The following is a 24108-nucleotide window of genomic DNA, read 5'->3' on the forward strand; positions in this document are numbered from 1 at the left end:
ATCTATGGATATCGAGCAAATTGCGAGTCTTGAGCGCGGTCAAAAACTCCCGCTCCAGCGGGATGTAGAGGCTATCGCGATTCCGTTCGGCAAAACGGATACGCTGGCGGAAGACAGTATTGTCAGCGTAATGCAAGCCAAAGGTAGCTCGGTGAGTGTTGGTTTTGAAGGCCGCTTGTATCTCATTGAAGGGCGTAACCTTGATGCGCTGGGGCTTGAGTCGCTGCCACGTCCGACACTGCCAGAAAGTGCTACTGATGAAGAGATTGAGCAGTTTGTCTGGGATCAGCTGCGCACCTGCTTTGACCCGGAAATTCCGGTGAATATTGTTGATCTAGGGCTGGTGTACGGCTGTCGGATCGAGCGCTTGATTAGTGGCGAGCGGATAGTCACTATCCGTATGACGCTGACCGCGCCTGGCTGCGGCATGGGCGATGTCATCGCTGCCGATGCGCGCAACAAGATTCTGGGAGCGCCGCAGATCAGCAAGGTGCATACCGAAATTGTCTTTAGCCCACCCTGGAGTCGTGACATGATGAGCGATGAAGCCAAGCTTGAGCTCGGCATGTTCTAACCCCTGCTGGGGAGCTGGATGCACAGCCTGTTATTACGTTGGATAAAGCGTTTTCTAATGTCGCTAGGAGCCTTGCTGCTACTGGCGACATTGCTATTTATAGCCGGTAATTTATGGGTGCTTGCAAGTACCGCACGCTATATCGACGGTCATTTAGAGCAGTGCCAACCCACAGACGTGGCGATTGTCTTTGGCACCTCCCACTGGACTCGTAGTGGGCTACGTAACCCGCATTTTCATGCCCGCATGCGAACGTCTGCACGCCTTATCGCTGACCAGCGTGTTCAGCATCTGCTCATCTCTGGCGATAATCGCACCCAAGCCTATAATGAGCCGCGTGCCATGTGGCGCGATCTGTATCGCCGAGGGGTGTCTGCAGAGCAACTGACAATGGATTTCGCTGGCTTCAGCACCTATGACACGATGGTGCGGGCGCGGGATGTGTTTCAGCTTAAAGAGGCGCTGCTGGTTACCCAGAGTTGGCACTTGCCTCGGGCTATTTTTATCGGGCGTGCGCTGGGGATGGAAGTGACGGGCTGTATTGCTGAGGAGCAGTCAGCGGCAGATGAGTGGCGGTTAAAAATGCGTGAATGGGTAGCGCGAATTGCTACTCTGGGAGATCTCTACTTATGGCAGAGGGAGCCCTACTTTCTCGGCCCCGCAGAGCCTATCGAGCTTCATCGCCAGGAGGGTGGCGATAAAAGTAGAGAAGAAAGTAGGGAAAACACGCCTGAGGCGACCGTCAATATCAACGCCGCTCTATTTTTTCAGCAGTCGCTGCAGGCTGATACAGTCCCTGAACATTAAAGCCGAGTTAACGCCGCAAAGTTAGCGGCGAGTATTACGTTTTTGCAGGTTGTATAGCTCGCGAATCAGCTTACGGCATCCCCGCATGCACTCATCCACTACCGGTTCGATCGGGTCGGGTAGGGGGTGGGTAAACAAGGTTGAGAGGGCCTGCATCAGTACACGCTCTTGTTCTAACAGCTCATTGATCAAGACTTGGCTATCGTTGCCAACGAAGCTCTTTAAACGGCTCCAGAGCCATAAGAAGTCATCACGCTCAACGTCAGCATCCCGAGGCAGCATTTTTAAGTGCGCGCGGGCAAGTTCCTGCAGCTTACGCATCTGCTTGAGTCGCTCAGTATAGTGCGGCTTCAGTGCATCGCGCAGCGAGGGGCGCAGGCGTTCGATATTATCCTGGAAATAATCAATGCTATCGGCCAGCGCTTCCAGCACGCTGTCCATCGCCACTTGGCGATTGTCGAGAAACATGAGCGTCTACCTCCTTCGGTGACGCAGATTGTGGGGGGGACGGCGTTGATTTGCCACCCCTAACGGGGATTATTTTTGCAATTGGCCGTTAGCCTTTAGGCTTGGGTGGTGCTTTACGCGCAGGCACTGCATTCTTTTCGATATGCTCGATGATCATGCCGGCAATATCTTTACCGGTAGCGCTCTCGATGCCCTGCAAACCTGGTGAAGAGTTGACCTCCATAATCACCGGGCCGTGGTTAGAGCGAAGCAAATCCACGCCCGCGACGCGCAGTCCCATCGCCTTGGCTGCACGAATCGCGGTGGAACGCTCTTCCGGGGTGATGCGGATCACACTAGCAGTGCCGCCACGGTGAAGATTGGAGCGGAACTCGCCGTCGGCGGCCTGACGTTTCATGGATGCCACGACCTTATCGCCAATCACGAAGCAGCGGATATCCGCACCGCGCGCTTCTTTGATGTATTCCTGAACCATGATGTTGGCTTTCATGCCCATAAAGGCCTGAATGACGGATTCAGCGGCCTGGTTGGTTTCAGCCAATACCACACCAATACCCTGGGTGCCTTCCAGCAGTTTAATCACCAGGGGCGCGCCTTTCACCATGGTGATTAGGTCGGGAATATCATCTGGTGAGTGGGCGAAGCCGGTAATCGGCAGGCCTAATCCCTTACGCGACAGCAGCTGCAGCGAGCGCAGCTTATCCCGGGAGCGGGTAATCGCGACCGAATCGTTAATCACGTAGGTGCCCATCATTTCAAACTGGCGCAGTACCGCACAGCCGTAGAAAGTCACCGAGGCGCCAATACGCGGAATCACCGCATCAAACGGCTCAATCTCTGCGCCTTTATAGTGAATAGAAGGGTGGTGCGAGGCGATGCTCATGTAGCAGCGCAGGGTATCGACCACGCGGGCGGTATGGCCGCGCTGTTCGGCGGCTTCCACCAGTCGGCGCGTAGAGTAAAGGTTTCGGTTACGGGAAAGCAGGGCAATATGCATGCAGGGCTCCGGGCCAAAAAGGGTCGTCGTTTAAATGTGTTTAAGGCTCGCCGTGCAAAAATGCAGCGCCGGGGGCCACCAGTAGGCGGCGCATAGCGCGCCTGCCCAGCAGCATCGCGTGGCGCATATTGCTACGGTCGGTCAAAGTAAGTTCAACCGGAAAGTTCAGTTCGCCCAGTTGCATTGGGGTACGGATAACATAGCGCCACTCGCTATGGCCGTTCGAGCTGGTGACGCGGCGACGGTCGTGTAAATGCAGGCGATAGCGGTGGGCAGGCGTCTCTGGCCCACCGCTATGGGTAATAAAGCTTACCCATAACTGTCCATCAGCATCTTCGTGGGTTTCGATCTCTTCGGCGTGCAGTGCCGACGTGCGCGCACCGGTATCGGCTTTGCAGCAAAGGTGAAGCCCTAGTTCAGGTAACGTCACCATTTCACGGCGGCCGATGACCGCTTTGGCCTGATAGGGTAATTCCTTCACAGCGCACTCCTGACGATATAAGAGAAACAAGACATAGTGATGACGATTCCTGCTAGCCTTTTTGGTTAGGCTGCATGGCCGACAAACGCGATTGGATAGCCGAGCCTGCTGGGGCGTCACGCAAGGTCAGCATGACGGGCAGACGCAGCCGAGGAATTAAAGCGATATCGCGCACAACGGCCGCAAAGTGGCTGCGCTCATCCTCTGCTAAACGTTGTAAGAATAATGGTAAACGCTCGGCATCTTCCAGTAATGGCCAACCGCGCCCGGCGATGGCGGCCATCAGGTCGGGGCCGCAGGCCGCGCTATCGTTTAGCAGGTTGGTATACCAGTCGCCAGCAAAAGCCGGCGCTGAGCTACCCACGCTACGTACGCAGGCGCAGAGCGTTTCTAAATCGCCGCTGCTGGCCGCCTGCTCGCCTCGTGTCCGCAACGCATCAATGAGCGCTTCAGACAGTGGCTGATGCTCAAGGCAGTAGCAGAGCGAATGAATAACGCTCACCGGCAGTTGAGGAATACGTAGCGCTAGGGCATCTGCCGTTGGTGTATCCAAACGTACGACATAATCGGCGATGCCTTGTAGTCCAAGGGCTTGCCAATCAATCGTCTGTTGGCCACTTAAATAGGCTTCTACAGGCTCTAGGTGCTGGCTGGCAGGTAGGGCGCTGGCATAGGTGGCCCGGGCATTGAGCATGGCCTGAAAGGTGATATCAGGCGTAAAGGCCAGCGGATTATCTTTCATTAAATGGTCCACGTCTGCTGATTCTGCAGCGTCGAGCACAGTCGGGTCAGAAGCAGCGGCATTGCGACCCAGGGTTTCCAATAGGCGGTTAATAAAGCCATCGCGCTGTGCGGGCGATAGCATGCCTTGCTCATCCAGTGGCAGCGCTAAAAACCAGATAGCAGGCTCTTCCATTGCCCCTAGGCGAAAGACGATCCCCAGGCGTGCTTGCCCTTGCCACGGTTCAGGCCAGGCCTGTTCGGCATTTTCAAACGCGCGCAGGGTTTCCCTGGAGCAGGCAGTCACTCTGCGCCCCATATGGTAAAGCGACACCTCAGCGCCACTGCGTGTAAAAAATTCATCAAGGGTGTTAATTGGCTGCATGACATCCTTCCGCATTTCAAGCCTGCACTCTACCTTGCTGTTCTGCCACTGTCAGCCGCAAACGCTGATTAATCCGTGCTTTATCATCTAAGTGGTTAAAAAATGAGCAACTTTGCGTAAGCCGCGTGAGACTAGCGGTGGCGACACCTTTCCATAGTTTATCCACAGCCTCTTGCAGGTTTTCTGTGAATCGGTGAATAACTCCATTGAGCACGCCTTTGAGTGGCAACTTACCCACAGAGTTGGGATAATGAACGCTAAATATGACCAACCCATAAGGTGCTTATGAGCGTCCATCAACAGCTTCAAACCGCGCTTCTTGAGCTTGAAGCCGCCATGAAGGCCGCTAATCTGTGGCGCACGCCCACCCCAGATGCGGCCGCTTTTGCCAGTCAGCAGCCTTTTTGTATTGATACCATGTCGCTGCCCCAGTGGGTGCGCTATGTCTTTGTTGCCCGCTTAAATGCACTTATTGAAGCCGAGGCTGCCATGCCCGCCAAGTGTGAAGTCGCTCCAGCGGTGGCGGCGTATTTAATGCAGGAGAAGGTAAGAGCAAGCGATCAGCTATTGGTAGTGAAAGCGGTGGAGCGTGTCGACAAGCTGGTCACAGAGAATTAACCACGCGAGTAAGCCAGACCAAATAGCAATGCCCAGAGCGCAAGCTCTGGGCATTTTTTACGTGTTAGCGAAGGTGGGAGCTAGAAGCTAGAAGCGGTAGCTCAAGCCTGCCATGACCACCATGGGGTCAATCTCGACGGTACCCGCACCTGCGCCATTAATAGAGGCGTCGGTGTCGATGTCTAAGTACCAGGCAGCAGCGTTGAGTGCCCAGTGGTCATCAATGAGTAGATCAACACCCACTTGAGCGGCCGCGCCCCATGAGTCGTCTAGCTCAAGTTCGCCAATGGCGAGGCTCTCATCGGAGAAGCGCGTGTAGTTAATACCCGCACCCACGTAGGGCTGTACTTGAGAGTCGCTACCACCCAGTGGGTAATACTGTAGTGTTAGAGTGGGCGGCAGGTGCTTTGTTGATGCTAGGTTGTCACCGTTGAGTTCAATGTCATGCTCGAAAGGGAGCGCAGCCAGTAGCTCCACGCCCATTTTGTCGTGGAAACGGTAGCCCAGGGTGAAAGCGAAGTCGGTTTTATCCTGAGCATCGACCGCGAAGGCACCACCTGCGAGCGAGCCGTTGTCGCTTTTCGGCGCGATGTTGGCAACGCCAACGCGGGTAAAGAAATCGCCAGCGCCATAGGCAACGGCTTGGCTGCTAACTGCTAAGGTGGCAGCGGCAAGCCCAGTGGCGAGTAGGGTAGGCAGTGATAAATGGCGCATAGCGTCGCTCCTGACCGATAACATGATGGGTGAGTGGTTTAAAGTTGTCGTAAACCATATAGCCAGTGTATCGAGCCAACGAGGGAGCGTTATTGACCTAGGGCAAAGAGCTGTGAACTGATAAGTTCAGCGCCTAGCAAGGTAAATATCTGAAGGGGGAAGGGGCTAAAGAAGGGGCTAAAAAAGAGGAGGCTTAACGGGTTAGCTGCAACCCGTTAAGCCTTAGGCTAATTAAGCGACGTTACGCTCGTTTAGCGTTCAATATGCTGATACTCGCCAGCATCGGCGGTTATGCTGCTTACTGCCAGGATGGCAATGAAAGAAGCGATAAAGCCCGGGATGATCTCGTAAACGCCAGGGCCACCCATGAAGGAGCCGTTCCAGCCCAGCGCAATCCAGATCATAACCGTGGCAGCACCCACCACCATACCGGCGATAGCACCTGCGCCGTTTGTACGCGACCACATCAGCGACAGAATAATCAGCGGGCCAAAGGCGGCACCAAAACCTGCCCAAGCGTTACTCACCAGCCCCAGCACTTGCGAGTTCGGGTCAGAGGCAATCACGGCTGCGATCAGACCCACTAGCACAACACTGACACGACCTACGGCCACACACTCTTTGTCTGTAGCTTCTTTACGCAGGAACAGGCGATAGAAGTCCTCGGTCAGTGATGAAGATGACACCAGCAGCTGGCTAGAAATAGTACTCATCACAGCAGCAAGCAGGGCCGCGTAGAGGAAGCCGGTGATCAGCGGATGGAACAGCAACTCAGCCAGGATGATAAAGATCGTTTCCGGGTCTTGGACTTCCATCCCATTGCGAACCGCATAGGCGCGACCAAAGATGCCGAGAGAGACCGCGCCGATCAGGGAAATAGCCATCCAGCTCATGCCGATGTTGCGGGCAATCGGAACATCTTGCAGCGTACGGATAGCCATAAAGCGCACGATAATATGCGGCTGACCAAAATAGCCCAGGCCCCAGGTAACGGCAGAGAGCCACCCAATGAACGTCAACCCTTCAGTCCACGACAGCAGCGTGGGATCAACTTCATTGAGGGTCTGTGAGGCTTGAGTAAAGCCACCACCGCCTTCACCAAACAGTACTACTGCAGGCATGATGACCAAAGCCAGCATCATGATGCAGCCTTGCACAAAGTCCGTCATGCTCACGGCCAAAAAGCCGCCAACCACGGTGTAGGCCAGCACCACGCCCAGCGTGATTACCACACCCACCGCGTAGTCGCTCATACCGCCGATGTTGATAACGCCAGCAAAGGCGCTCTCAAACAGTTTGCCGCCTGCGACCAAGCCAGAAGCAGTGTAAACGGCGAAGAAAATCACGATGACGATAGCGGACACCGTTCTCAGCGACAGCGCCCGAGTGGGGAAACGGTTGGCTAGGAAGGCTGGAATGGTAATCGCGTTACCATAGTGAACTGTCTGTTCACGAAGGCGCGGCGCGACCAGAATCCAGTTAAAGAGTGCGCCCACAAATAGGCCAATCCCGATCCAGGCCGAACCCAAGCCAGAGACGAACATCGCCCCTGGTAAACCCAGTAGCAGCCAGCCGCTCATATCCGACGCGCCAGCCGACAGGGCGGCTACTTTAGGGCTGAGGGTACGGCCACCCAGCATGTAATCCTCAGACGTAGATGTCGCTTTGCGCATAGCATAAACGCCGATGGCAATCATGAGCGCAAAGTAGGCAAAAAGGCTGACCCAAACGCCAATATCCATAAAATATCTCCAATTCATCAGGACGGAGCTAGCTCCGACAGGTGCCTGCGCCGACCAAGTAACGTTGGCCGCCGCGCAGTCTTGTTGTTGTTAACCCCTTTTCGTATTCAAGTCGCTGACCCTAGCGAGTAACCGCTAGGGATGTCATTAGAGGGGGTATGGCTACGTTTATGTGCAATGTTCCCTATACCCAGCACACGGCCTTGAGGGGCCGCGAATGTGAAGGCAATCGCTCTATTGTTGTCAACCATGAGACGGTTCCTTTTCAGGAGTTCAGGTTAGTAGTGTTGATGAGCCGTTACTCATCCCCTAGCGCCAGAAGCGACGCGTTGCCACCCAGGGCGGCGGTGTTATTAGTAATCGTTTTTTCGGTCACAAAGCGCTGCAAATAGTGCGGTCCGCCTGCTTTAGGGCCAGTACCTGACAACCCTTGGCCACCAAACGGCTGAACACCAACAACAGCACCGATGATATTACGGTTGATGTACACATTGCCTACCCGAATTTTCTGCGCTATTTCAGCGGCAAAGGATTCGTTACGGCTATGCACCCCAAATGTCAGGCCATAACCCCGGCCATTAATATCGTTGATCACCTTATCAAGCTCGCGGGCTTTGTAGCGCACAATGTGCAGCACCGGGCCAAACTGCTCGCGAGAAAGGGCATCAATGCTGTCAATGGTAAACGCCACCGGCGGTACAAAGGTGCCGTGCTGGGTGTGCTCGGTAGACATCGGTGTTTCGGCGACTAAGCGGTTCTCGGCTTTGAGCTTTTCGATGTGCTCCATCAAGCCTTTACGGGCGTCTTCATCAATGACCGGGCCGACATCGGTACCCAGGTCACGAGGGTCGCCAATGCGCAGTTCGCTCATCGCCCCCTTGAGGATTTCGATAACGCGGTCAGCAACGTCTTCCTGAAGGTAGAGCACCCGTAGGGCAGAGCAGCGCTGGCCAGCACTCTGGAAGGCAGACTGAATGACATCCACTACGACCTGCTCAGGCAGGGCGGTAGAGTCAACGATCATCGCGTTCATGCCGCCGGTTTCAGCGATCAGCGTGGGGAGCGGCGCGTTTTCGCGGGCGGCCAGCGCGCGGTTGATGATTTGCGCCGTGTCGGTACCGCCGGTGAAGACCACGCCGGTAATGCGTGGATCAGAGGTCAATACGCTGCCCACGGTCGGGCCGTCACCCGGCAGCAGCTGCACCACATCACGGGGCATGCCCGCTTCGTACAACAGCTCGATGACACGGTGGGCAACGATCGAGGTTTGCTCGGCGGGTTTTGCCAGCACCGTGTTGCCTGCAACGGCGGCGGCAACGATTTGACCGCAGAAGATGGCTACCGGGAAGTTCCAAGGGCTAATGGCGGCAAAAACACCTTTACCACCCATCATCAAGCGGTTGGATTCACCGGTCGGGCCAGGCAGTTCGATGGGTTCGCCAAACGACTCTTCAGCGCGCATGGCGTAGTAACGGCAGAAATCAACCGCTTCTTTGATTTCATCGACGCCGTCAGTGAGCAGCTTGCCGCCTTCACGGGAGCAGAGTGTCATCAGCTCCGCCATGTGCTCTTCCATCAGGTCGCCCAGCCGACGCACAATCGCTGCGCGCTCGGCTACGGGAGTCGTGTCCCAGCGCGGGAAGGCTTCCCAGGCAGCGTCGAGGGCTTTCGCTGCCTGCTCTTTGCTGGTCCACTGCACGCTGCCGACGGTTTGGCGGCGGTCGAAAGGCGAAGTGACGCTATGGGTATTGGCGCTATCGTCGGCCACATCAAACGCTAGCAGCGGCTTGGTGGGGTACTGCTTATCCATGAATGTCGCCATTTTCTCCATCAGCGGGTAGTAGTGGCTACGGATGTTTAAGTTGACCCCACGGGAGTTGCGGCGCTTCGGCCCGTAGATGTCTTTTGGCAGCGGGATGCGCTTGTTGTAGAAGGTTTTTTGCTGGCGCAGTGTTTCGATAGGGTGCTGGCACAGCGACTCCACCGGCACGTCCGGGTCGACAATCTGGTGAACGAACGACGAGTTGGCACCGTTTTCCAGCAGGCGACGTACCAAGTAGGGCAGCAGGTCTTTATGGGCACCGACCGGCGCGTAAATACGGCAGTAAGTGCCTTTGGGGGCGCGCTCAAGGGCTGCATCGTAAAGGGCTTCGCCCATGCCGTGCAGGCGCTGGAATTCAAACGGCCGGCTGTCGTGGTTCGCCAGCTCCAGAATGGTGGTCACGGTGTGAGCGTTGTGCGTCGCAAACTGAGGGAAGATGCGGCCACGGGTGTCGTCAGACAGTAGGAACTGCGCGCAGGCCAAGTAGGCCACATCGGTACACGCCTTGCGGGTATAGACCGGGTAGCCATCGATACCAAGCTGCTGAGACTCTTTGATTTCGCTATCCCAATAAGCACCTTTTACTAGGCGTAGCGGGATTTCATCGCCTTGTTCATCCGCCAAGCGGTTGATGTAGTGCAGCACTGGCAGAGCACGCTTGGAGTATGCCTGAACCACTAGGCCAAAGTGGCCCCAGCCTTTGACGGCGTCGCTCTGGTAAATCGCGCGGAAGACTTCCAGAGAAAGCTCCAGGCGGTCGACTTCTTCAGCGTCAATGGTCACAGCCACATCCAGCTCGCGCGCTTTGGTGACCAGTTGAATGACGGTATCTACCAGCTCGGTCAGTACCTGTTCGCGGCGGCCAAACTCATAGCGGGGGTGTAGGGCAGAGAGTTTGATGGAGACCGATGGTGCCGGGGTTTTGTCGCCCAGAGATTTGCACGCTTTTCCCACTTGCTCAATGGCACGGGCGTAGTCGTCAAAGTAGCGTTTGGCATCGTCGCGGGTGCGTGCGGCTTCGCCCAGCATGTCGTAAGAGTAGGTGTAGCCTTTATTGAATAGCGGCTTAGAGCGTTTCAGGGCTTCGTTGATATCACGGCCAAGCACGAACTGCTTGCCCATGATTTTCATCGCTTCCATCATCGCCCGGCGAATCACCGGCTCGCCCACTTTATTAACCATGCGGTTAATAAAGTGGGCGGGCTGACCCTCTTTCGGATGGTCCAGCTTCAGCACGCGGCCGGTCATCAGCAGGCCCCAGGTCGAGGCGTTGACCATCCACGACTCGCTTTTGCCTACATGGGACTGCCAATCCGCTGGGCCCAGCTTGTCTTCGATCAGCGCATCTGCGGTGGCTTTATCCGGAATACGCAGCATCGCTTCCGCCAGGCACATCAGCATCAGCCCTTCGTGGGTATCCAGGCTGTACTGCTGAAGCAGCTCGTCGATGGTGTCGACGGCGGTGTCCATGTTGCGAACGTCGCGCACCAGCGCTGCCGTGTTGGCCTCAATGCGCGAAAAATCGTCTTGGTCGGCGTTGAGCAGTTTAATCAGCTCGCTGACGTAGGCATCTTCATCGACGATATAGTGTTCGCTGACACGCTGCATTAGCGTATCAAGGTCGGTTTGCCAGGTGGCAGGGTCACGCATTTTTTTAGCATTGAGCATTGAGGCCCCCGTAAGACAGGTCTGAAACGAACAGCTTGAACGAATAGCTGTGTCAGCTAGCGTTCAAAAAGTGGTGGCAGGGCAGGTGCCCAGACTGACGTTCGAATGTAGAGCTAGCCGTCGTTAGGTGTATGTCGTTTTCGTGGCAAAACGTGTCAATTTCACGGCAAGCTGTGCCTATTTACGACTTTAGTAGAGTTGGGTGCGGCTCGCTAGCGGCAAACAACGCGACTTTTTTACTACATCCACCAACGTAATATCAGCGAGACGAGAGCACGCTTGCCCCTGCGGGGGTGGCTGAGGGTGATAACGCCGTTGAATGAGCCGTTGAACGATTGTTGGTATCTAAGGAGGGGCTGGCAAAGCCTTGGCGTAGCTGGCGCGGCGAGGCTCCGTAGCTGCGGCGAAACGCATGGGACAGCGCGCTCTGGTTGGCAAACCCTGTTTGTATGGCGATATCGGTAAGTGGCAAACGACTTTGCATGACCAACTGGCGTGCCGCGTGAAGCCGCTGCCGTCGTACATACTGCCAGGGGGAGAGGCCGGTTTGGGCGCGAAAACGCTCAGAAAAATGTGCTTCGCTCAGGCAGGCGAGCTTGGCCAGGTCGGCCACCCGCAGCTCATCGGCTAAGTGACGGCGGATAAACCGGTCAATCTGGTTAAGGTCAATGCGTCGCTGGGCAGCGCTCCCTGAGGCACCTAGGCGGGCTTTTAGCGAGCCTAACAGCGTGGCCGCTAGGCGGTCTTGCTGAAACGAGGTGGCAGAGTTGTCTAATCCTCGGGCCAGTTCGCTCTCGACAAAGGTAAGATAGTGGCGCAGCGGGCTGTCTAAGGCAAAAAAGCGCGGCACATCAAATAGCGCCACCAATTCACGGTGCTCACCCGTCAAAGCGGGAGCATCTTCTGGTAAATCTAGAATCAACTGACGATTATGGCCGTTGCCAGAATAGTAGTGCTCGTGGTTAGCAGGCACGATGCAGCCGGAAAAAGCGTTTACACGGCCGCCCAACCCCTCGATTTCAAATTCAGAAGAGCCACATAGCGTGATCACTATCTGATGGAAGTCATGGGAGTGATGCTTCGTCGCCGTTTCCAGGGGTATTTGACGAATGGTACTCGGCATACGGTTCTCCTCGTCGCTGCTGCTCTGTTAGCGCTGACGAAGCGCTGTATGTGCCGCTAAATGATCACGTAATGCTTTTAGCTCCGCGTAACCCTCCTGGTTGAGGAGCGGCTTGCCCTGAGCAATCTGCCAGCGTCGCCCGTGTGTATCCATTAGGTGTGAGGCACGGCGGCGAACGTTGTCTAAATACTCATCATGGCGGATAGGGTAGCCAATCAGAGCATTCCACTCGGTCTCGCTGACCTTGCTCTCCAGCGCCTTATCAAACAGCGCGATCAGATCCTTGGGCTCGGTGCGGTAGCGAGGCGTTCCTGCGTTCATCAGCACCAGCAACACAGCCCCCATTACCAGTAAACAAACGCCAAACACCAGTAAGTAAAGTGCCATGCATAGCTCCTGGCCACATCAGGATAGACGCCAGCTTATGCGCCCAGTTGAGAATAGCCACCTAGTATACGCCTGCGCCTGCTGAGACGAAAATTTTAACCTTTTGCGAACTTTTTCTCTGCAGGGTGTCTGAGTATGTACAGACAACATCGCGATAGCAGTCGCTAATAGTGTTGTTCTGGCTATTGTTTTCGATCCCTTGCTTCCGCTGCTTGTTTCAAGCAGCGGTTTTTTTTGTAGGTACCTTTATTAGCATCATGCCGCAGGTGTTCAAGCGTCTAATGGCGGCGAATCATTAGTAAGGCCATCAAAATGTCCCGACGCGTGACGATGCCCACTAAGCGATGCTGTTCGACGACCGGATAAATTTTCGGTTTCGCGCCCAGCATTTCCTGCGCTAAATCGGTCACGCTTTTATTGGGGGAGGTAGTGAGCACGTCCTGACGCATTAACTCTCGGACCAACGGCGCTTCGTGGTCATGGTAAATGCTGTCGAGCACGTGCCCCAGAACATCCTGCTCAGAGATAAAGCCGATTAAGCGGTCAGCCGTATCCACCACCGGGGCGCCCGGCAAACGGTGCAGGGCAAGCCCTTGGGCAAGGGTAGTGATAGACGTTTCTCTAGAGACGCGGTAGCAGTCGCGGGACATAATATCGCGTACGGTATCCGGGATTTTTTTATTCATTGGAGCACTCCTTAACGTGATCGACAGGCCACTGCCGATTCTCTTACTGTAGGTGATTTAACTCACCCTGTGCTGACCCCATACTGTCTCTATTCAACGCTTTGCCAATTTTTCAAGCCCGCTTCAAATGCTGTGAGGAGTCGTTATGGATGCTCGTGAATATCTGAACCGTAAAGGCGTTGGCCTAGATCGAGACCCTGACAGGCCCAATACGCTGGAAGAGAAAGCCTGGGAGCGTGCCCGTGGCGCAGGCAGTCATCGGCCCAACTCGGGGACACCCTACGACTGGGAAGATTGGGAGCGCTACCACGACGACTTGGCAGAGGGCGCAGACACCCTAGAGCAAAAAATAGATAAAGAGGCGCACCGTAAAGCGCTTGCCCATGAAAAGGAGCAGGCCGAGAAAGCACAAGCGGCCGTTGGGCACTTTACCCCCTCAGCGAAGCCTATAGCCCCTGAAGAAAAAACTTCACCAGAACCACCCGCCACACCCGCGAAAGAACCTGCCAACTTACAGCTAGCTTATCGCGCCCTGGCCGTGCTGCTACCGCCCTTAGCCGTTGGTTTAACCGAAGGCGGGGCCCAGCGTGTATTAATCAGTGTCGTGCTGACACTAATAGGTTGGTTGCCCGGTGTTGTCTATGCACTTGTTTGGCTGAATAAACGGTAAAAACCGCCTTACGCTTTTGGCCCATTGGCAGGGGATTCTAAAGGCGTATAATCCCCGTCAACTTTCTTTTTGCTTGGGGTTTACTGATGGGCTATTTGGTTGGCGTAACGGCGCTCTGGGCGTTTTCGTTCTCTTTAATTGGTGTGTATTTGGCGGGTCAGGTTGATAGCTACTTTGCTGTGCTGGTCCGCGTGACCCTAGCAATGCTGGTGTTCCTACCTTTTCTGCGCCCAAGCCTGCTGCGCGGTAAGCAGCGCTTGGCATTGATGGCGCTGGGCGCGATCCAGTTAGGCATCATGTACACCTTCTTTTATCACTCCTTCTTGCTACTCTCCGTGCCGGAGGTGCTGCTGTTTACCATCTTTACGCCGGTGTATATCGCGTTGTTGGATGACCTGATGTTCAAACGCTTTACGCCGATCTATTTGGTAACAGCTATTTTGGCAGTACTAGGCGCCGGGGTGATTCGTTACGACGGCATCGACAGCGGCTTCTGGCTCGGCTTTTTGGTCGTGCAGGGCGCTAACCTATGTTTCGCCATCGGCCAAGTCGGTTACCGCCGCCTAGCGGCAGACCTGCCGCCCACTCTTGCTTGGCATAACGTGTTTGGCTGGTTCTTTATCGGGGCTATGCTGGTAGCGCTGCCTGCCTTCTTGCTGTTTGGTAATAGCGCCGCGCTGCCATCCACCACTCTGCAGTGGGGCGTATTGGCGTGGCTGGGGCTGGTGGCATCGGGTGTTGGCTATTTTGCCTGGAACCAAGGGGCAACCAAGGTAGATGCGGGCACCCTGGCGATTATGAACAATGCGCTGGTGCCGGCTGGTTTGGTCGTTAACCTGGTGATTTGGAACCGCGATGCTGATGTGGGCAAACTGCTTTTGGGGGCGGCGATCATGGGCGCTTCGCTGTGGCTAAACCACTGGTGGCTGCAGCGCCGCAAGGTGGCGGCTGCCTAAGCTAAACCGCTGATTTTTCCCGGTGCGGAAGGCTTATCTCTGGCGCACCGGGTGATTTGCTCGATACTGCCTTCCTCTCCATAATGTGGGCTGATGCTAGCGAGAGTCGCCCATGTCTAATACCACATCGTCAGGTTCCAACCCCGGTAGCCTTAGTCACCCAGTGAAGCCGTTCAAGACGATTGGCTTGATTGGCCGCTTAGGCAGCGACAAAGTTGTCGACTCGCTTCAACGCTTGGTCCGTTACTTAACGGAACATGGCTATAAGGTACTCATCGAAGACCGCACCGCCACGGCGCTGCCCCAACACGGCTTACCTGAAGCTAGCCGCCGCATGTTGGGTGAACTGTGCGATTTAGTGATTGTGGTAGGCGGCGATGGCAGCTTGTTAGGCGCTGCACGCACCCTGTGCCGCAGCGGTACGCTGATTCTAGGCGTCAATCGCGGGCGGCTGGGCTTCTTAACCGATATTTCTCCCGATGAGTTAGAGACCCGGGTAGGCGAAGTGCTGGCGGGGGAGTTTGAGGTTGAAGAGCGCTTCTTGCTGGATGCCGTGCTCTACCGCAATGGGGTCGCCGTAGGAAATGGCGACGCGCTTAACGAAGTTGTGGTGCACCCCGGTAAAGCGGTCCGCATGATTGAGTTTGAACTGTTTATCGATGGGCAGTTTGTCTACAGCCAGCGCAGCGATGGGCTGATTGTCGCCACTCCAACCGGCTCTACCGCCTATGCGCTTTCCGGTGGTGGGCCGATTATGCACCCGAAGTTGGATGTGGTGACGCTGGTGCCGATGTTCCCGCACACGCTCTCCAGTCGGCCCATTGTGATTGATGCGGCCAGCGAAATACGCATTCATATTGGCGAAACCAATCAGACCTACCCCCATATTAGCTGCGACGGGCAAACCCGCGCGGTGGCCAAGCCTGACGATGTCTTGGTTATCACCCGTAAGCCGGAGCGCGTTCAATTAGTGCATCCCATTGGGCACAACTTCTATGACGTGCTGCGCAGTAAACTCGGCTGGAGCCACCGACTAGGGGATTAATATGGAGGGTTACGACTTAATTGGTGATATCCACGGCTGCGGTGCCACGCTAGCGGCACTACTGGAAAAGCTTGGCTACCACCAGCGCGGCGGTGTTTATCGCCACCCGCGGCGCAAAGTAATTTTTTTGGGCGACCTGATTGATCGCGGGCCACGTATTCGCTTGGCGGTCACGATTGCACGGCGCATGGTAGAGGCGGGCGAAGCGCATATTGTGATGGGCAATCACGAGTATAACGCGTTGGCCTATACCCATCCCGCGCCCTCTGGCAGCCACAAGCGCTGGCTGCGCGAACATACCCCGCGCCACAACCGCATTATTCAAGACACTCTTGATCAGTATCGCCACCATACCAACGAGTGGGAAGACACGCTGGCCTGGTTCAAAACCATTCCGCTGTTTCTAGAGCTAGACGGTATTCGCGTGGTACACGCGTGTTGGGATGATGCGCTGATCAGCGAGCTCAAGCAGCGCTTACCGACTGCCCGAATGGATGATCAGTTTCTGGTAGAGTCCAACGACCCAGGCTCCCAGGCGTATCGAATACTTGATCGTCTTACCCGTGGCCCCCATATCCGGTTACCAAAAGGTGTCGCGATTCACTCGGGGGACGGTTTTACCCGACAAAGCTTTCGCGCCCACTTTTGGGCAGCTAACCCGCAGCAGTGGGGAGATGTGGTATTTCAGCCAGATAACCTGCCCGGCGATTTGGAAGCGCGACCACTCACCGACAGTGAGCGAGAGCGGCTAAGTTATTACGGCCCAGAGCAGCCGCCGCTATTTATTGGCCACTACTGGTGCGAAGGAATTCCCGCCCTGCCTGCCGCAAATATCGCCTGCTTGGATTACAGCGCCGTAAAGTTTGGCCGTTTGGTTGCCTATCGTTGGAGCGGTGAAACCCAGTTGAACGCTGATCATTTCGTATGGATTCAAGTACCTAAAGAGGAGCGTGCGCTGCCCAAACCCTGGGAAATAGATTTTGATTAAGCGTGCTGTGGATGATTTACAAATGGTTACATAATTTTTGCAAAACTGCTGAACTAATCTAGCTGCCGGCTATCAGAGTAAGTGTTCCCTTGAATGATCCCTTGCTTTTATCCGGCGGCCCCCTCCGCCGGATTTTTTTGTTTATCCTTTGGTAAAGCGGCGCTAAAGCGCGACCACCACTTGGATAGAAGGGAGATGCCATGCATCCAGTCATGCTCTTACCCGCGGGCGCAGACACACAGGCACTGCGCAAAGCGTTATGGCACTACCGTATTGGCCACCGGATCACCGACGAAGCGGACGGCCAGCTGCTCTGGGTGGCCGACCCCCGCCAACATGAAGAGTTACGTACCCTGGTTAGCCGCTGGGAGCGAGGCGAACCGCTGATTCTTGAAGCTACCCGGCCCAAACGCCCGCCTGCGGCCCACAGCCTTGCTGCCACGCTACGCCAAGTGCCGGTCACGGCGTTAATGATCGGCGTGAGCCTGCTGGTATTTGCCCTAAGCGGCATTTTCGGCGATCTGCTAATTGTGGCGCTCACCATTGTGCCGGTGGGTATCTCCGGCGGCCAATTGGTATATGGGTCGCTGGCAGACACCGTGATGGGGGGGCAGGTATGGCGTCTGTTATCGCCTGCATTTCTGCACTTTGGCTGGATGCACCTGATTTTCAACCTGATGTGGGTGTGGTACTTCGGACGGCAAATCGAGCTGCGCCAAGGCAGTAAAACGATGCTGCTCCTGCTTCTCGTCGCCGGTATCGGTGCCAACTTGGCGCAATACGTGACCGGAACGGTGCTGTTTGGCGGTATGTCCGGCGTGGTCTATGCGCTATTGGGCCACGTGTGGCTCATGTCCCGCCGTGCCCCGAACAGTGGCTTTTTCGTGCCGCAAATGCTGGTGGTGTTTATGCTCGGCTGGATGGTGTTCACCATGACCGATATCGCCAGTACCGTCGGCTTTGGCAACGTGGCCAATGAAGCCCACCTGGGCGGGCTGCTCGTGGGGCTCGCCACGGGCTGGTATTATTCCTCCAAACGTAGCAAAGCCTAACGCCGCCAATTTGAAAGCAGCAAATACTTGAGGTGCTAACCGTGAGCGATATGACCTTCGATAAAATGATCAGCCAGATGACGCCTGCGATTTATGAAAGCCTTAAGCAAGGGGTGTCGCTACGCAAATGGCCTGACGGCCGCCGCTTAACGCCGGAGCAAACCGAGCTGTGTTTGGAAGCTGTCATGCGTTATGAAGTTGAAAACAATGTACCGGAAGAGAATCGCGTAGGTTATTTGGAGCGGCGTACCTGCGGGGCAGGTGCGACGGGCGCAGGCGTTAGCCCAGAAATGGCGGGCCTTGGCCGGGATGCCACGCGTGACTGATTTGTTAATCCCCGAGGTCTCTCCCGTTAAAGGGTGTTTGCAAAAAATGGCGGCGGCACTGCCTAGCCGCCAAGACGAGCAAGTAGTTTACCATCTGTGCGCTGGTGAGCATCGGGTGGCGTTGAATGAGCGTATTGGCTCCCCCATGCGCCTTGCATGGAGCGGTGCCATTGCCTGTACTCACTGCGGTCGGGCAACCAAAAAAAGCTTTGCACAAGGCTACTGCTACCCTTGCTTTAAGCGCTTGGCGCAGTGCGATACCTGCATCATGAAGCCGGAGACCTGCCACTACTACCAAGGCACCTGTCGCGAGCCGGAGTGGGGCGAGGCGCACTGCTTTCAGCCCCACATCGTTTATCTGGCTAACTCTTCCGGTTTGAAGGTGGGCATTACTCGCAAAACCCAAATGCCCACCCGCTGGTTGGATCAAGGCGCTATTCAGGCGCTGCCGATTCTCGAAGTGAATACCCGCCAGCAGTCCGGGTTTGTCGAAATGCTGTTCAAAGAGCAGGTGGCCGACCGCACCAACTGGCGTGCCATGTTAAAAGGTGAGGTAGAACCACTCGACCTGCGCGCTGAGCGTGATCGCTTGTTGAGTAAACTGGCAGACGGCTTGGGCCAGCTACGTAGTGTTCACGGCGAAGACGCCATTCGCACGTTGGATGAGGCTCCTTTGCAGTTCGACTATCCTGTGGCTGCGTTTCCCCGCAAAGTAGTCTCTCATAATTTTGATAAGCAGCCGCTGGTTGAAGGCATCCTTCAGGGCGTGAAAGGGCAGTACCTCATGTTCGACACGGGTGTGATAAATCTACGTAAATTCACAGGTTACGAGATTTCGGTGGAGTGAAACTTGGCGTTTTGCCTAGCCAGAATGGCATCGGTTGACTAAGGTTATCAGGGTCACAATAGACTCTGCCCTAGTAACGCAAGGAAGCCTCGATGCCATGGCTAAAACTGCTGCACATCGCCGCGCTGGTCATTTGGTGCGGCGCTCTTCTTTATTTGCCTGCACTTTTATTACAGGCGCTTCAGCTACGTAAAGATGCGGGCTTCGCTCAGGGCACACCGCCCATGCCGCGGTTTTTCTATAATTCCATCGCCACCCCGGCGGCACTCGCGGCGATTGCTTCAGGCACGCTGCTATTTCTGTTACATGGCCTGTTAGGCGGCTGGTTGATCTTAAAGCTGGGGGCCGTGGTGTTAATGGTAGCTGCCCACGGCTGTTTTGGCTGGCTCATCCTGCGCCTTGAGAAGGGGATTTTTAAAGGGGTGAAGACGGCCAGCTTGTGTGCGCTGCTGTTGGCGCTGGTAGGCATCTTTGGGGTGCTAGGGTTTGTGCTTTCTAAACCGCTGGAGTGGAGCTAGCTCAATGGCCAATATCCAATTACGGGCTGCCATTGAGCCGCTCGGGTTACTATTCTACTTCAACGCCCACCGCGTGCTCGTACACCAGTTGGCCACCGAGCCACCCGGCCAGCGCAATCAAGCCGGCCGTTACCAGCGAGATGGTCAACCCCCACGGCAGCACCGCACTGGGCTCAGTGAAACGCAGCAGCCAGTTCAGCGACGCCAGAGAGAGCATGACCACAGCCACAATGGCGTGGCTCCAGCCAGTAATCAGTCGACGGATGCGTGCTACCGAGACCAAGTCAATGATGCCTGCCACCGACGCAATCCAGCCGCCAAACGCGCCAACACCCGCCAGCCAAAGCCCGCCGCGCAACCAAAACGTATCTTGGGTATACCAGTAGGCGATATCGCAAGCGACCAGTGCCATCAGCGCCGCTACCGGGAAGTGAATCATTACCGGATGGAGTGGATGGCCCGCCAGCGACGCGCGGCTTTTGATCGAGCGTTGGGGAGTAGGTGTCATCGTCACTTCCTGTGGTTAGACAAAGCAAAACAGTCGGACAGATCAACTGCACTTCAGGGAAAACGCTAATGAGGGAACGCAATAGCGCTACGTCCGCCATCATGTCGTGTTTAACATCGCGACGAGCCCGTCAAGCCGCCTGCTGGCTAGGGCTTAGCCTGCTGCTCAGTGTCGCGGGCTGTACTGGCGACAGATCTATCTTAGACCCTGCAGGGCCCGCCGCGCGAGACGTTCGGTTAATTTGGTGGGTAATGCTGGGCTTTGCCACCATCGTGCTGATTGGTGTCACCGTGGTTTGGCTGTACGCCTTCAAGCCGCGCAACGTGGAGCGCACGCCTGCCCAAGAACGACGCATTGCCCGGCGTTGGATTATTGGTGGAGGCCTTGTGTTGCCGATCACCAGTGTGACTGCACTGCTGATGTTTGGGGTGCCCGCCGGGCAACGCATGCTACCGCTCCCGCTAGGCGAGCCGCCTGAAGTGATTGAAGTGATCGGCCACCAATGGTGGTGGGAGGTACGCTACCCAGGCGGCGAAGTCGTCACCGCTAACCAGCTCGTCATGCCCGCCGGGGAGCCGGTGGATTTTCATGTGAGCGGGGCGGATGTCATTCACGCGTTTTGGGTGCCGCGCCTGGGCGGCAAAATCGACATGCTGCCAGGAAGGGTGAATAAAATCCGCCTGGAAGCCGATGAGCCCGCCGTATTTGGTGCCCAGTGTGCCGAGCTGTGCGGGGTGGGCCATGCCCATATGCATTTGTACGTCGAAGCCGTGCCTCGTGAAGCATTCGATGCATGGCTGGCAGCTCGCCAAGACGCAGAACTAAGCGAATTAGCGACCCAAGATTCAGCCCACGATAGCGCAAGAGAGGCCTTTGCGACCCACTGCGCGAGCTGCCATCGAGTGGCTGGCGTCAGCCAGGGCGATGTAGGGCCGAACCTCTCGGATATCGGTAGCCGCACGATGCTGGGTGCCGGTGTGATGGCCATGGAAGAGGGCGCGGTGAGCCAGTGGCTGCAGCAGCACCAAACGCTGAAGCCGGGCAATAAAATGCCCGCCCACGACGATATTGATAAGGACACCTTGGATGCCCTGGGTGCTTGGCTGGAGACCTTGACCCCATGAAGAGCGTGAATCAAGAGGCGGTAGAGCAGGACCCGCAGCAACTACACGAAGACCTACATGACATTTGGGGCAACCCGAAAGGGCTAAAGGCCCTCACCATCGTGAACCATACAACGCTCGGTCTGCGTTTTATGATCACCGGGATGGTGTTTTTCCTGATTGGCGGCATTCTCGCCATGCTAGTGCGCACCCAACTGGCGATGCCCGACCAGGACTTTATGTCGCCGGAGATCTATAACCAGGTCACCACCATGCACGGCACGGTGATGATGTTCCTGTTCGCCATCCCTATGCTGGAGGGGCTGGCGATTTACCTGATCCCTAAAATGATTGGTGCCCGTGACTTGGTGTGCCCACGGCTAACGTCGCTGGGTTATTTCTGCTACCTGTTTGGCGGGATCATCCTCACCTCCAGCCTAATTATTGAGATGGCGCCTTCAAGCGGCTGGTTTATGTACACGCCGCTGAGCAGTAAAGAGTTTGCCCCGGATTTGGGCTCCGATTTTTGGCTGCTGGGCATTACCTTTGTGGAGATATCAGCGCTCTCGGCGGGAGTGGAGCTGGTGGTGTCTATCTTACGCACCCGCACCCAGGGCATGGCGCTGCATAAGATGCCGCTGTTTGCGTGGTATATCCTCGCCATGGCGCTAATGATCGTGGTGGGTTTCCCACCGCTGATACTCGGCAGCGTGCTGCTGGAGCTTGAACGGGCGGTAGGCATGCCGTTTTTCCAAATTGCGGGCGGCGGCGACCCGGTACTCTGGCAGCATCTGTTCTGGCTGTTTGGCCACCCAGAGGTGTACATCATCTTTCTGCCTGCTGCCGGGATTATTTCGACGCTGATTCCCGTGTTTGCCGGGCGGCCCATCGTGGGATACGGCTGGGTAGTGGCAGCGATCACCATTATGGGCTTTATCAGCTTTGGGCTATGGGTTCACCACATGTTCACCATTGGCATTCCGCAGCTGGCCCAGGCGTTTTTCTCGGCGGCCAGTATGCTAGTGGCCGTGCCCACGGCGATTCAGGTGTTTGTCTGGATAGCCACGCTCTGGCTTGGCAAACCCAAAATGAAGCTGCCCATGCTGTGGGTGATGGGCTTTTTAATTATCTTTGTGTGTGGTGGGTTAACCGGCGTCATGCTGGCGCTGGTGCCGTTTAACTGGCAGGTGCACGACACCCACTTTGTAGTGGCTCACATGCACTACGTGCTGGTGGGGGGCATGTTCTTCCCGCTGATCGCCGGGCTTTACTATTGGTTGCCGCTCTTCTCCGGGCGAATGCCCTCCGAAAACCTGGGGCGCTGGGGGTTTTGGCTTACTTTCCTGGGCTTTAACGGCACCTTCTTGATCATGCACTGGACCGGGCTGCTCGGTATGCCCCGGCGGATTTACACCTATGAAGCAGGCTCAGGTTGGGAGATTTTTAACCTGCTCTCGTCGATCAGCAGCTTTGTGCTCTCGGCAGGGATTGCCATGGTGCTGCTGGATATCGCGCTGCACTTTCGGTTTGGCAAGCCTGCCAAGCATAACCCCTGGAATGCCGATACGCTGGAGTGGGCCAACACCATGCCGCCCAGCGCCTATAACTTTGTCAGCCTTCCCAATGTCGAAACCCGCCACCCGTTGTGGGATGACCCAAATCTGCCTCATACCATGGCCGAGGGTAAGCACTCGTTGGCGGTGGCTTCCCACGGCAGAAGGGAGATGTGGGGCACCGATCCAATTTCGGGCAAGGTGCGCGAGATTATCCACCTGCCCGGTAACTCCTGGTGGCCGCTGTTTGCCGCTGCCGCGCTGGCGGTGGTGTGCCTGAGCCTGCTGACCAAGGTGTACGCGTTGGCAGGCGTATTCGTCATTATTGCCGGTATCTTTCTGCTGCGCTGGTCCTGGGAGAACGGGGCGCATCCTAAAGCGGCACCGGACGCAGGCGTAAAACCGGGCGATCCACCGCTCCATTCGCGTACGATGGACGGCCCCGGCCTTTGGGCGATGGGTGTTTTTCTGATCGCCAACGGATCGTTTTATCTCTCTTACCTGTTTGGCTGGTTCTACCTCTGGACCGTTTCACCCGAATGGCAGATGCCAGAGACGCCGCCGCTATCGCTCATATTAATGGGTGCAGCTGGCGTAGCGGTTTTAGCCGGTTGTGGTGTGATGGAAAAGCTGGTATGTGGGCTGCGCCAGCAGCGTGACGCCGGGCTAGGTGCAGGCTTCTATTTAGCCGCTGCGTTAGGCGCACTACAAGTGGGGCTAACGGGCTGGGCGCTGTGGCAAGCCGAGCTTGCCCCCACGCAAACCTCCCACGATGCGGTGATGCTGGTCGGCCTTGTCTACGCTCTGTTCCACGGCGGTTTAGCGGTCGTCTTGACCGTGCTTCAAGGCCTGCGTGTGGGCTATGGCTATGTGGGCGCTCATGCTCCCTTCGAGCCGGGCGTAGTAGCCCTGCTATGGCGCTATAACGTGGTCACCTTTGGGCTGCTCATAGGGGCGCTAGCGGTGCTGCCCCGCGTGTTAGGAGGGTAGGGCGATGGAACGACTTAACTTTACCCACCCTATCCATTTGATAGTGGGGCTAACGCTCTGGAGCGTTTGGTTTGTGGCCGTGTATAGCGGCCTATCGGTGGCCTGTGCGGTAAATCCACCGCCGCCCGAGGCAAGATCACTCACGCTACTCAACGTAGCCCTGGGCGGTTTTACCCTTCTCTGTGCTGCTGGGCTTGTGCTGTTGGGCTGGGGAAGCTGTCGCACGGCCAAACAGCACCAGGGGCGACAGCGCTTCCATGCGGTGGTATCCGGTTGGCTCTACCTGTTCTCGGCCTTTGGGGTGGCGTTTGCGGGGCTGCCGATCATAGGTGTGCCGCCTTGCCTGTAACCGAGGCCGAA

At 56.3% G+C, this 24108-nt stretch carries 25 protein-coding genes; 14 read left to right on the top strand and 11 right to left on the bottom strand.

The genetic code is table 11. The features are described from left to right. The first annotated feature begins 4 nt into the window (after positions 1–4). Both sufT and AC13CN_RS16880 read left to right on the top strand, forming a co-directional pair. Positions 5–574, top strand: coding sequence for a putative Fe-S cluster assembly protein SufT (sufT, locus tag AC13CN_RS16875; protein ID WP_058578313.1), 570 nt, complete (start codon positions 5–7; stop codon positions 572–574). An 18-nt stretch (positions 575–592) separates the two neighbouring features. Then, on the top strand, positions 593–1381 hold the full coding sequence (locus AC13CN_RS16880; RefSeq protein ID WP_137094193.1) for a SanA/YdcF family protein: 789 nt from the start codon (positions 593–595) through the stop codon (positions 1379–1381). A 21-nt stretch (positions 1382–1402) separates the two neighbouring features. Here the strand turns inward: AC13CN_RS16880 and AC13CN_RS16885 are convergent, their stop codons facing one another. The 4 genes from AC13CN_RS16885 to AC13CN_RS16900 all read right to left on the bottom strand — a co-directional run bounded on the left by AC13CN_RS16885 (position 1403) and on the right by AC13CN_RS16900 (position 4432). Beyond that, positions 1403–1849, bottom strand: coding sequence for a hypothetical protein (locus tag AC13CN_RS16885; RefSeq protein ID WP_044629760.1), 447 nt, complete (start codon positions 1847–1849; stop codon positions 1403–1405). 88 nt (positions 1850–1937) lie between these two features. Beyond that, positions 1938–2846: a 30S ribosomal protein S6--L-glutamate ligase gene (gene rimK, locus AC13CN_RS16890; RefSeq protein ID WP_044629759.1), complete on the bottom strand. Its 909-nt coding sequence runs from the start codon at positions 2844–2846 to the stop codon at positions 1938–1940. A 40-nt stretch (positions 2847–2886) separates the two neighbouring features. Further along, complete coding sequence (locus tag AC13CN_RS16895; RefSeq protein WP_044629758.1) at positions 2887–3327, bottom strand: ATP-dependent zinc protease family protein; 441 nt, start codon at positions 3325–3327, stop codon at positions 2887–2889. Positions 3328–3379: 52 nt separating this feature from the next. Further along, a complete protein-coding gene (locus AC13CN_RS16900; protein ID WP_054645068.1) occupies positions 3380–4432 on the bottom strand; it encodes a DUF3549 family protein in 1053 nt (350 codons plus the stop codon). 285 nt (positions 4433–4717) lie between these two features. Between AC13CN_RS16900 and AC13CN_RS16905 the strand changes: the two genes are divergently transcribed. Next, positions 4718–5050, top strand: coding sequence for a YqcC family protein (locus AC13CN_RS16905; protein ID WP_044629756.1), 333 nt, complete (start codon positions 4718–4720; stop codon positions 5048–5050). 87 nt (positions 5051–5137) lie between these two features. Here the strand turns inward: AC13CN_RS16905 and AC13CN_RS16910 are convergent, their stop codons facing one another. The 6 genes from AC13CN_RS16910 to AC13CN_RS16935 form a co-directional block, all read right to left on the bottom strand. Beyond that, positions 5138–5764, bottom strand: a complete 627-nt coding sequence (locus AC13CN_RS16910; RefSeq protein ID WP_044629755.1) for an OmpW/AlkL family protein — start codon at positions 5762–5764, stop codon at positions 5138–5140. A 251-nt stretch (positions 5765–6015) separates the two neighbouring features. Beyond that, a complete protein-coding gene (gene putP / locus AC13CN_RS16915) occupies positions 6016–7506 on the bottom strand; it encodes a sodium/proline symporter PutP (RefSeq protein ID WP_253027934.1) in 1491 nt (496 codons plus the stop codon). Positions 7507–7804: 298 nt separating this feature from the next. Further along, on the bottom strand, positions 7805–10996 hold the full coding sequence (gene putA / locus AC13CN_RS16920) for a bifunctional proline dehydrogenase/L-glutamate gamma-semialdehyde dehydrogenase PutA (protein ID WP_253557052.1): 3192 nt from the start codon (positions 10994–10996) through the stop codon (positions 7805–7807). A 259-nt stretch (positions 10997–11255) separates the two neighbouring features. Further along, positions 11256–12119, bottom strand: a complete 864-nt coding sequence (locus AC13CN_RS16925; RefSeq protein WP_058578317.1) for an AraC family transcriptional regulator — start codon at positions 12117–12119, stop codon at positions 11256–11258. 27 nt (positions 12120–12146) lie between these two features. Continuing rightward, the gene (locus AC13CN_RS16930) at positions 12147–12506 is read right to left on the bottom strand and encodes a hypothetical protein (protein ID WP_044629751.1); all 360 of its coding nucleotides are present in this window, start codon (positions 12504–12506) and stop codon (positions 12147–12149) included. 278 nt (positions 12507–12784) lie between these two features. Next, positions 12785–13192 carry a CBS domain-containing protein gene (locus tag AC13CN_RS16935; RefSeq protein WP_044629750.1) on the bottom strand — a complete coding sequence of 136 codons (408 nt, stop codon included), beginning with the start codon at positions 13190–13192 and terminating at the stop codon, positions 12785–12787. Positions 13193–13337: 145 nt separating this feature from the next. Between AC13CN_RS16935 and AC13CN_RS16940 the strand changes: the two genes are divergently transcribed. The 8 genes from AC13CN_RS16940 (at position 13338) to AC13CN_RS16975 (ending at position 19594) form a co-directional block, all read left to right on the top strand. Then, complete coding sequence (locus AC13CN_RS16940) at positions 13338–13862, top strand: YqaE/Pmp3 family membrane protein (RefSeq protein ID WP_044629749.1); 525 nt, start codon at positions 13338–13340, stop codon at positions 13860–13862. Positions 13863–13948: 86 nt separating this feature from the next. Further along, complete coding sequence (locus tag AC13CN_RS16945; RefSeq protein WP_044629748.1) at positions 13949–14818, top strand: carboxylate/amino acid/amine transporter; 870 nt, start codon at positions 13949–13951, stop codon at positions 14816–14818. 112 nt (positions 14819–14930) lie between these two features. Further along, positions 14931–15863, top strand: a complete 933-nt coding sequence (locus tag AC13CN_RS16950; RefSeq protein ID WP_062360234.1) for an NAD(+) kinase — start codon at positions 14931–14933, stop codon at positions 15861–15863. 1 nt (position 15864) lies between these two features. Continuing rightward, positions 15865–16851 (top strand): metallophosphoesterase, encoded by a 987-nt coding sequence (locus AC13CN_RS16955; protein ID WP_058578319.1) that lies wholly within the window; start codon positions 15865–15867, stop codon positions 16849–16851. 200 nt (positions 16852–17051) lie between these two features. Then, on the top strand, positions 17052–17903 hold the full coding sequence (locus AC13CN_RS16960) for a rhomboid family intramembrane serine protease (protein ID WP_044630635.1): 852 nt from the start codon (positions 17052–17054) through the stop codon (positions 17901–17903). 41 nt (positions 17904–17944) lie between these two features. After that, positions 17945–18229 carry a YeaC family protein gene (locus AC13CN_RS16965; protein WP_058578321.1) on the top strand — a complete coding sequence of 95 codons (285 nt, stop codon included), beginning with the start codon at positions 17945–17947 and terminating at the stop codon, positions 18227–18229. After that, the gene (locus AC13CN_RS16970; RefSeq protein ID WP_483053279.1) at positions 18213–19076 is read left to right on the top strand and encodes a DUF2797 domain-containing protein; all 864 of its coding nucleotides are present in this window, start codon (positions 18213–18215) and stop codon (positions 19074–19076) included. Before AC13CN_RS16965 ends, AC13CN_RS16970 begins: the two co-directional genes overlap by 17 nt. A gap of 92 nt (positions 19077–19168) precedes the next feature. Further along, positions 19169–19594, top strand: coding sequence for a CopD family protein (locus AC13CN_RS16975; protein WP_058578323.1), 426 nt, complete (start codon positions 19169–19171; stop codon positions 19592–19594). 49 nt (positions 19595–19643) lie between these two features. Here the strand turns inward: AC13CN_RS16975 and AC13CN_RS16980 are convergent, their stop codons facing one another. Then, the gene (locus tag AC13CN_RS16980; protein ID WP_044630639.1) at positions 19644–20102 is read right to left on the bottom strand and encodes a DUF2231 domain-containing protein; all 459 of its coding nucleotides are present in this window, start codon (positions 20100–20102) and stop codon (positions 19644–19646) included. Positions 20103–20170: 68 nt separating this feature from the next. On the opposite strand from AC13CN_RS16980, the gene coxB reads away from it, so the two are divergent. Genes coxB through AC13CN_RS16995 form a run of 3 tightly spaced genes read left to right on the top strand, consistent with a single transcriptional unit; the run spans position 20171 to position 24097 of the window. Continuing rightward, on the top strand, positions 20171–21226 hold the full coding sequence (gene coxB, locus AC13CN_RS16985; RefSeq protein WP_253557053.1) for a cytochrome c oxidase subunit II: 1056 nt from the start codon (positions 20171–20173) through the stop codon (positions 21224–21226). After that, a complete protein-coding gene (gene ctaD, locus AC13CN_RS16990; RefSeq protein WP_483053280.1) occupies positions 21223–23748 on the top strand; it encodes a cytochrome c oxidase subunit I in 2526 nt (841 codons plus the stop codon). Before coxB ends, ctaD begins: the two co-directional genes overlap by 4 nt. 4 nt (positions 23749–23752) lie before the next feature. Then, on the top strand, positions 23753–24097 hold the full coding sequence (locus AC13CN_RS16995; protein ID WP_253557055.1) for a hypothetical protein: 345 nt from the start codon (positions 23753–23755) through the stop codon (positions 24095–24097). Positions 24098–24108: the final 11 nt, after the last annotated feature.

It is taken from the genome of Vreelandella sp. L-25 (assembly GCF_056857535.1).

Excerpts from the sequence above, each read along its gene's own strand:
- AC13CN_RS16945 (WP_044629748.1), top strand. The coding sequence starts at position 13,949 with ATGGGCTATTTGGTTGGCGTAACGGCGCTCTGGGCGTTTTCGTTCTCT.
- putP (WP_253027934.1), bottom strand. The coding sequence starts at position 7,506 with ATGGATATTGGCGTTTGGGTCAGCCTTTTTGCCTACTTTGCGCTCATG.
- AC13CN_RS16935 (WP_044629750.1), bottom strand. The coding sequence starts at position 13,192 with ATGAATAAAAAAATCCCGGATACCGTACGCGATATTATGTCCCGCGAC.
- putA (WP_253557052.1), bottom strand. The coding sequence starts at position 10,996 with ATGCTCAATGCTAAAAAAATGCGTGACCCTGCCACCTGGCAAACCGAC.
- AC13CN_RS16880 (WP_137094193.1), top strand. The coding sequence starts at position 593 with ATGCACAGCCTGTTATTACGTTGGATAAAGCGTTTTCTAATGTCGCTA.
- AC13CN_RS16960 (WP_044630635.1), top strand. The coding sequence starts at position 17,052 with ATGCATCCAGTCATGCTCTTACCCGCGGGCGCAGACACACAGGCACTG.
- rimK (WP_044629759.1), bottom strand. The coding sequence starts at position 2,846 with ATGCATATTGCCCTGCTTTCCCGTAACCGAAACCTTTACTCTACGCGC.
- ctaD (WP_483053280.1), top strand. The coding sequence starts at position 21,223 with ATGAAGAGCGTGAATCAAGAGGCGGTAGAGCAGGACCCGCAGCAACTA.
- AC13CN_RS16925 (WP_058578317.1), bottom strand. The coding sequence starts at position 12,119 with ATGCCGAGTACCATTCGTCAAATACCCCTGGAAACGGCGACGAAGCAT.
- sufT (WP_058578313.1), top strand. The coding sequence starts at position 5 with ATGGATATCGAGCAAATTGCGAGTCTTGAGCGCGGTCAAAAACTCCCG.
- AC13CN_RS16910 (WP_044629755.1), bottom strand. The coding sequence starts at position 5,764 with ATGCGCCATTTATCACTGCCTACCCTACTCGCCACTGGGCTTGCCGCT.
- AC13CN_RS16970 (WP_483053279.1), top strand. The coding sequence starts at position 18,213 with ATGCCACGCGTGACTGATTTGTTAATCCCCGAGGTCTCTCCCGTTAAA.
- AC13CN_RS16905 (WP_044629756.1), top strand. The coding sequence starts at position 4,718 with ATGAGCGTCCATCAACAGCTTCAAACCGCGCTTCTTGAGCTTGAAGCC.
- AC13CN_RS16955 (WP_058578319.1), top strand. The coding sequence starts at position 15,865 with ATGGAGGGTTACGACTTAATTGGTGATATCCACGGCTGCGGTGCCACG.
- AC13CN_RS16975 (WP_058578323.1), top strand. The coding sequence starts at position 19,169 with ATGCCATGGCTAAAACTGCTGCACATCGCCGCGCTGGTCATTTGGTGC.
- AC13CN_RS16995 (WP_253557055.1), top strand. The coding sequence starts at position 23,753 with ATGGAACGACTTAACTTTACCCACCCTATCCATTTGATAGTGGGGCTA.
- coxB (WP_253557053.1), top strand. The coding sequence starts at position 20,171 with ATGAGGGAACGCAATAGCGCTACGTCCGCCATCATGTCGTGTTTAACA.
- AC13CN_RS16900 (WP_054645068.1), bottom strand. The coding sequence starts at position 4,432 with ATGCAGCCAATTAACACCCTTGATGAATTTTTTACACGCAGTGGCGCT.
- AC13CN_RS16940 (WP_044629749.1), top strand. The coding sequence starts at position 13,338 with ATGGATGCTCGTGAATATCTGAACCGTAAAGGCGTTGGCCTAGATCGA.
- AC13CN_RS16950 (WP_062360234.1), top strand. The coding sequence starts at position 14,931 with ATGTCTAATACCACATCGTCAGGTTCCAACCCCGGTAGCCTTAGTCAC.
- AC13CN_RS16980 (WP_044630639.1), bottom strand. The coding sequence starts at position 20,102 with ATGACACCTACTCCCCAACGCTCGATCAAAAGCCGCGCGTCGCTGGCG.
- AC13CN_RS16885 (WP_044629760.1), bottom strand. The coding sequence starts at position 1,849 with ATGTTTCTCGACAATCGCCAAGTGGCGATGGACAGCGTGCTGGAAGCG.
- AC13CN_RS16930 (WP_044629751.1), bottom strand. The coding sequence starts at position 12,506 with ATGGCACTTTACTTACTGGTGTTTGGCGTTTGTTTACTGGTAATGGGG.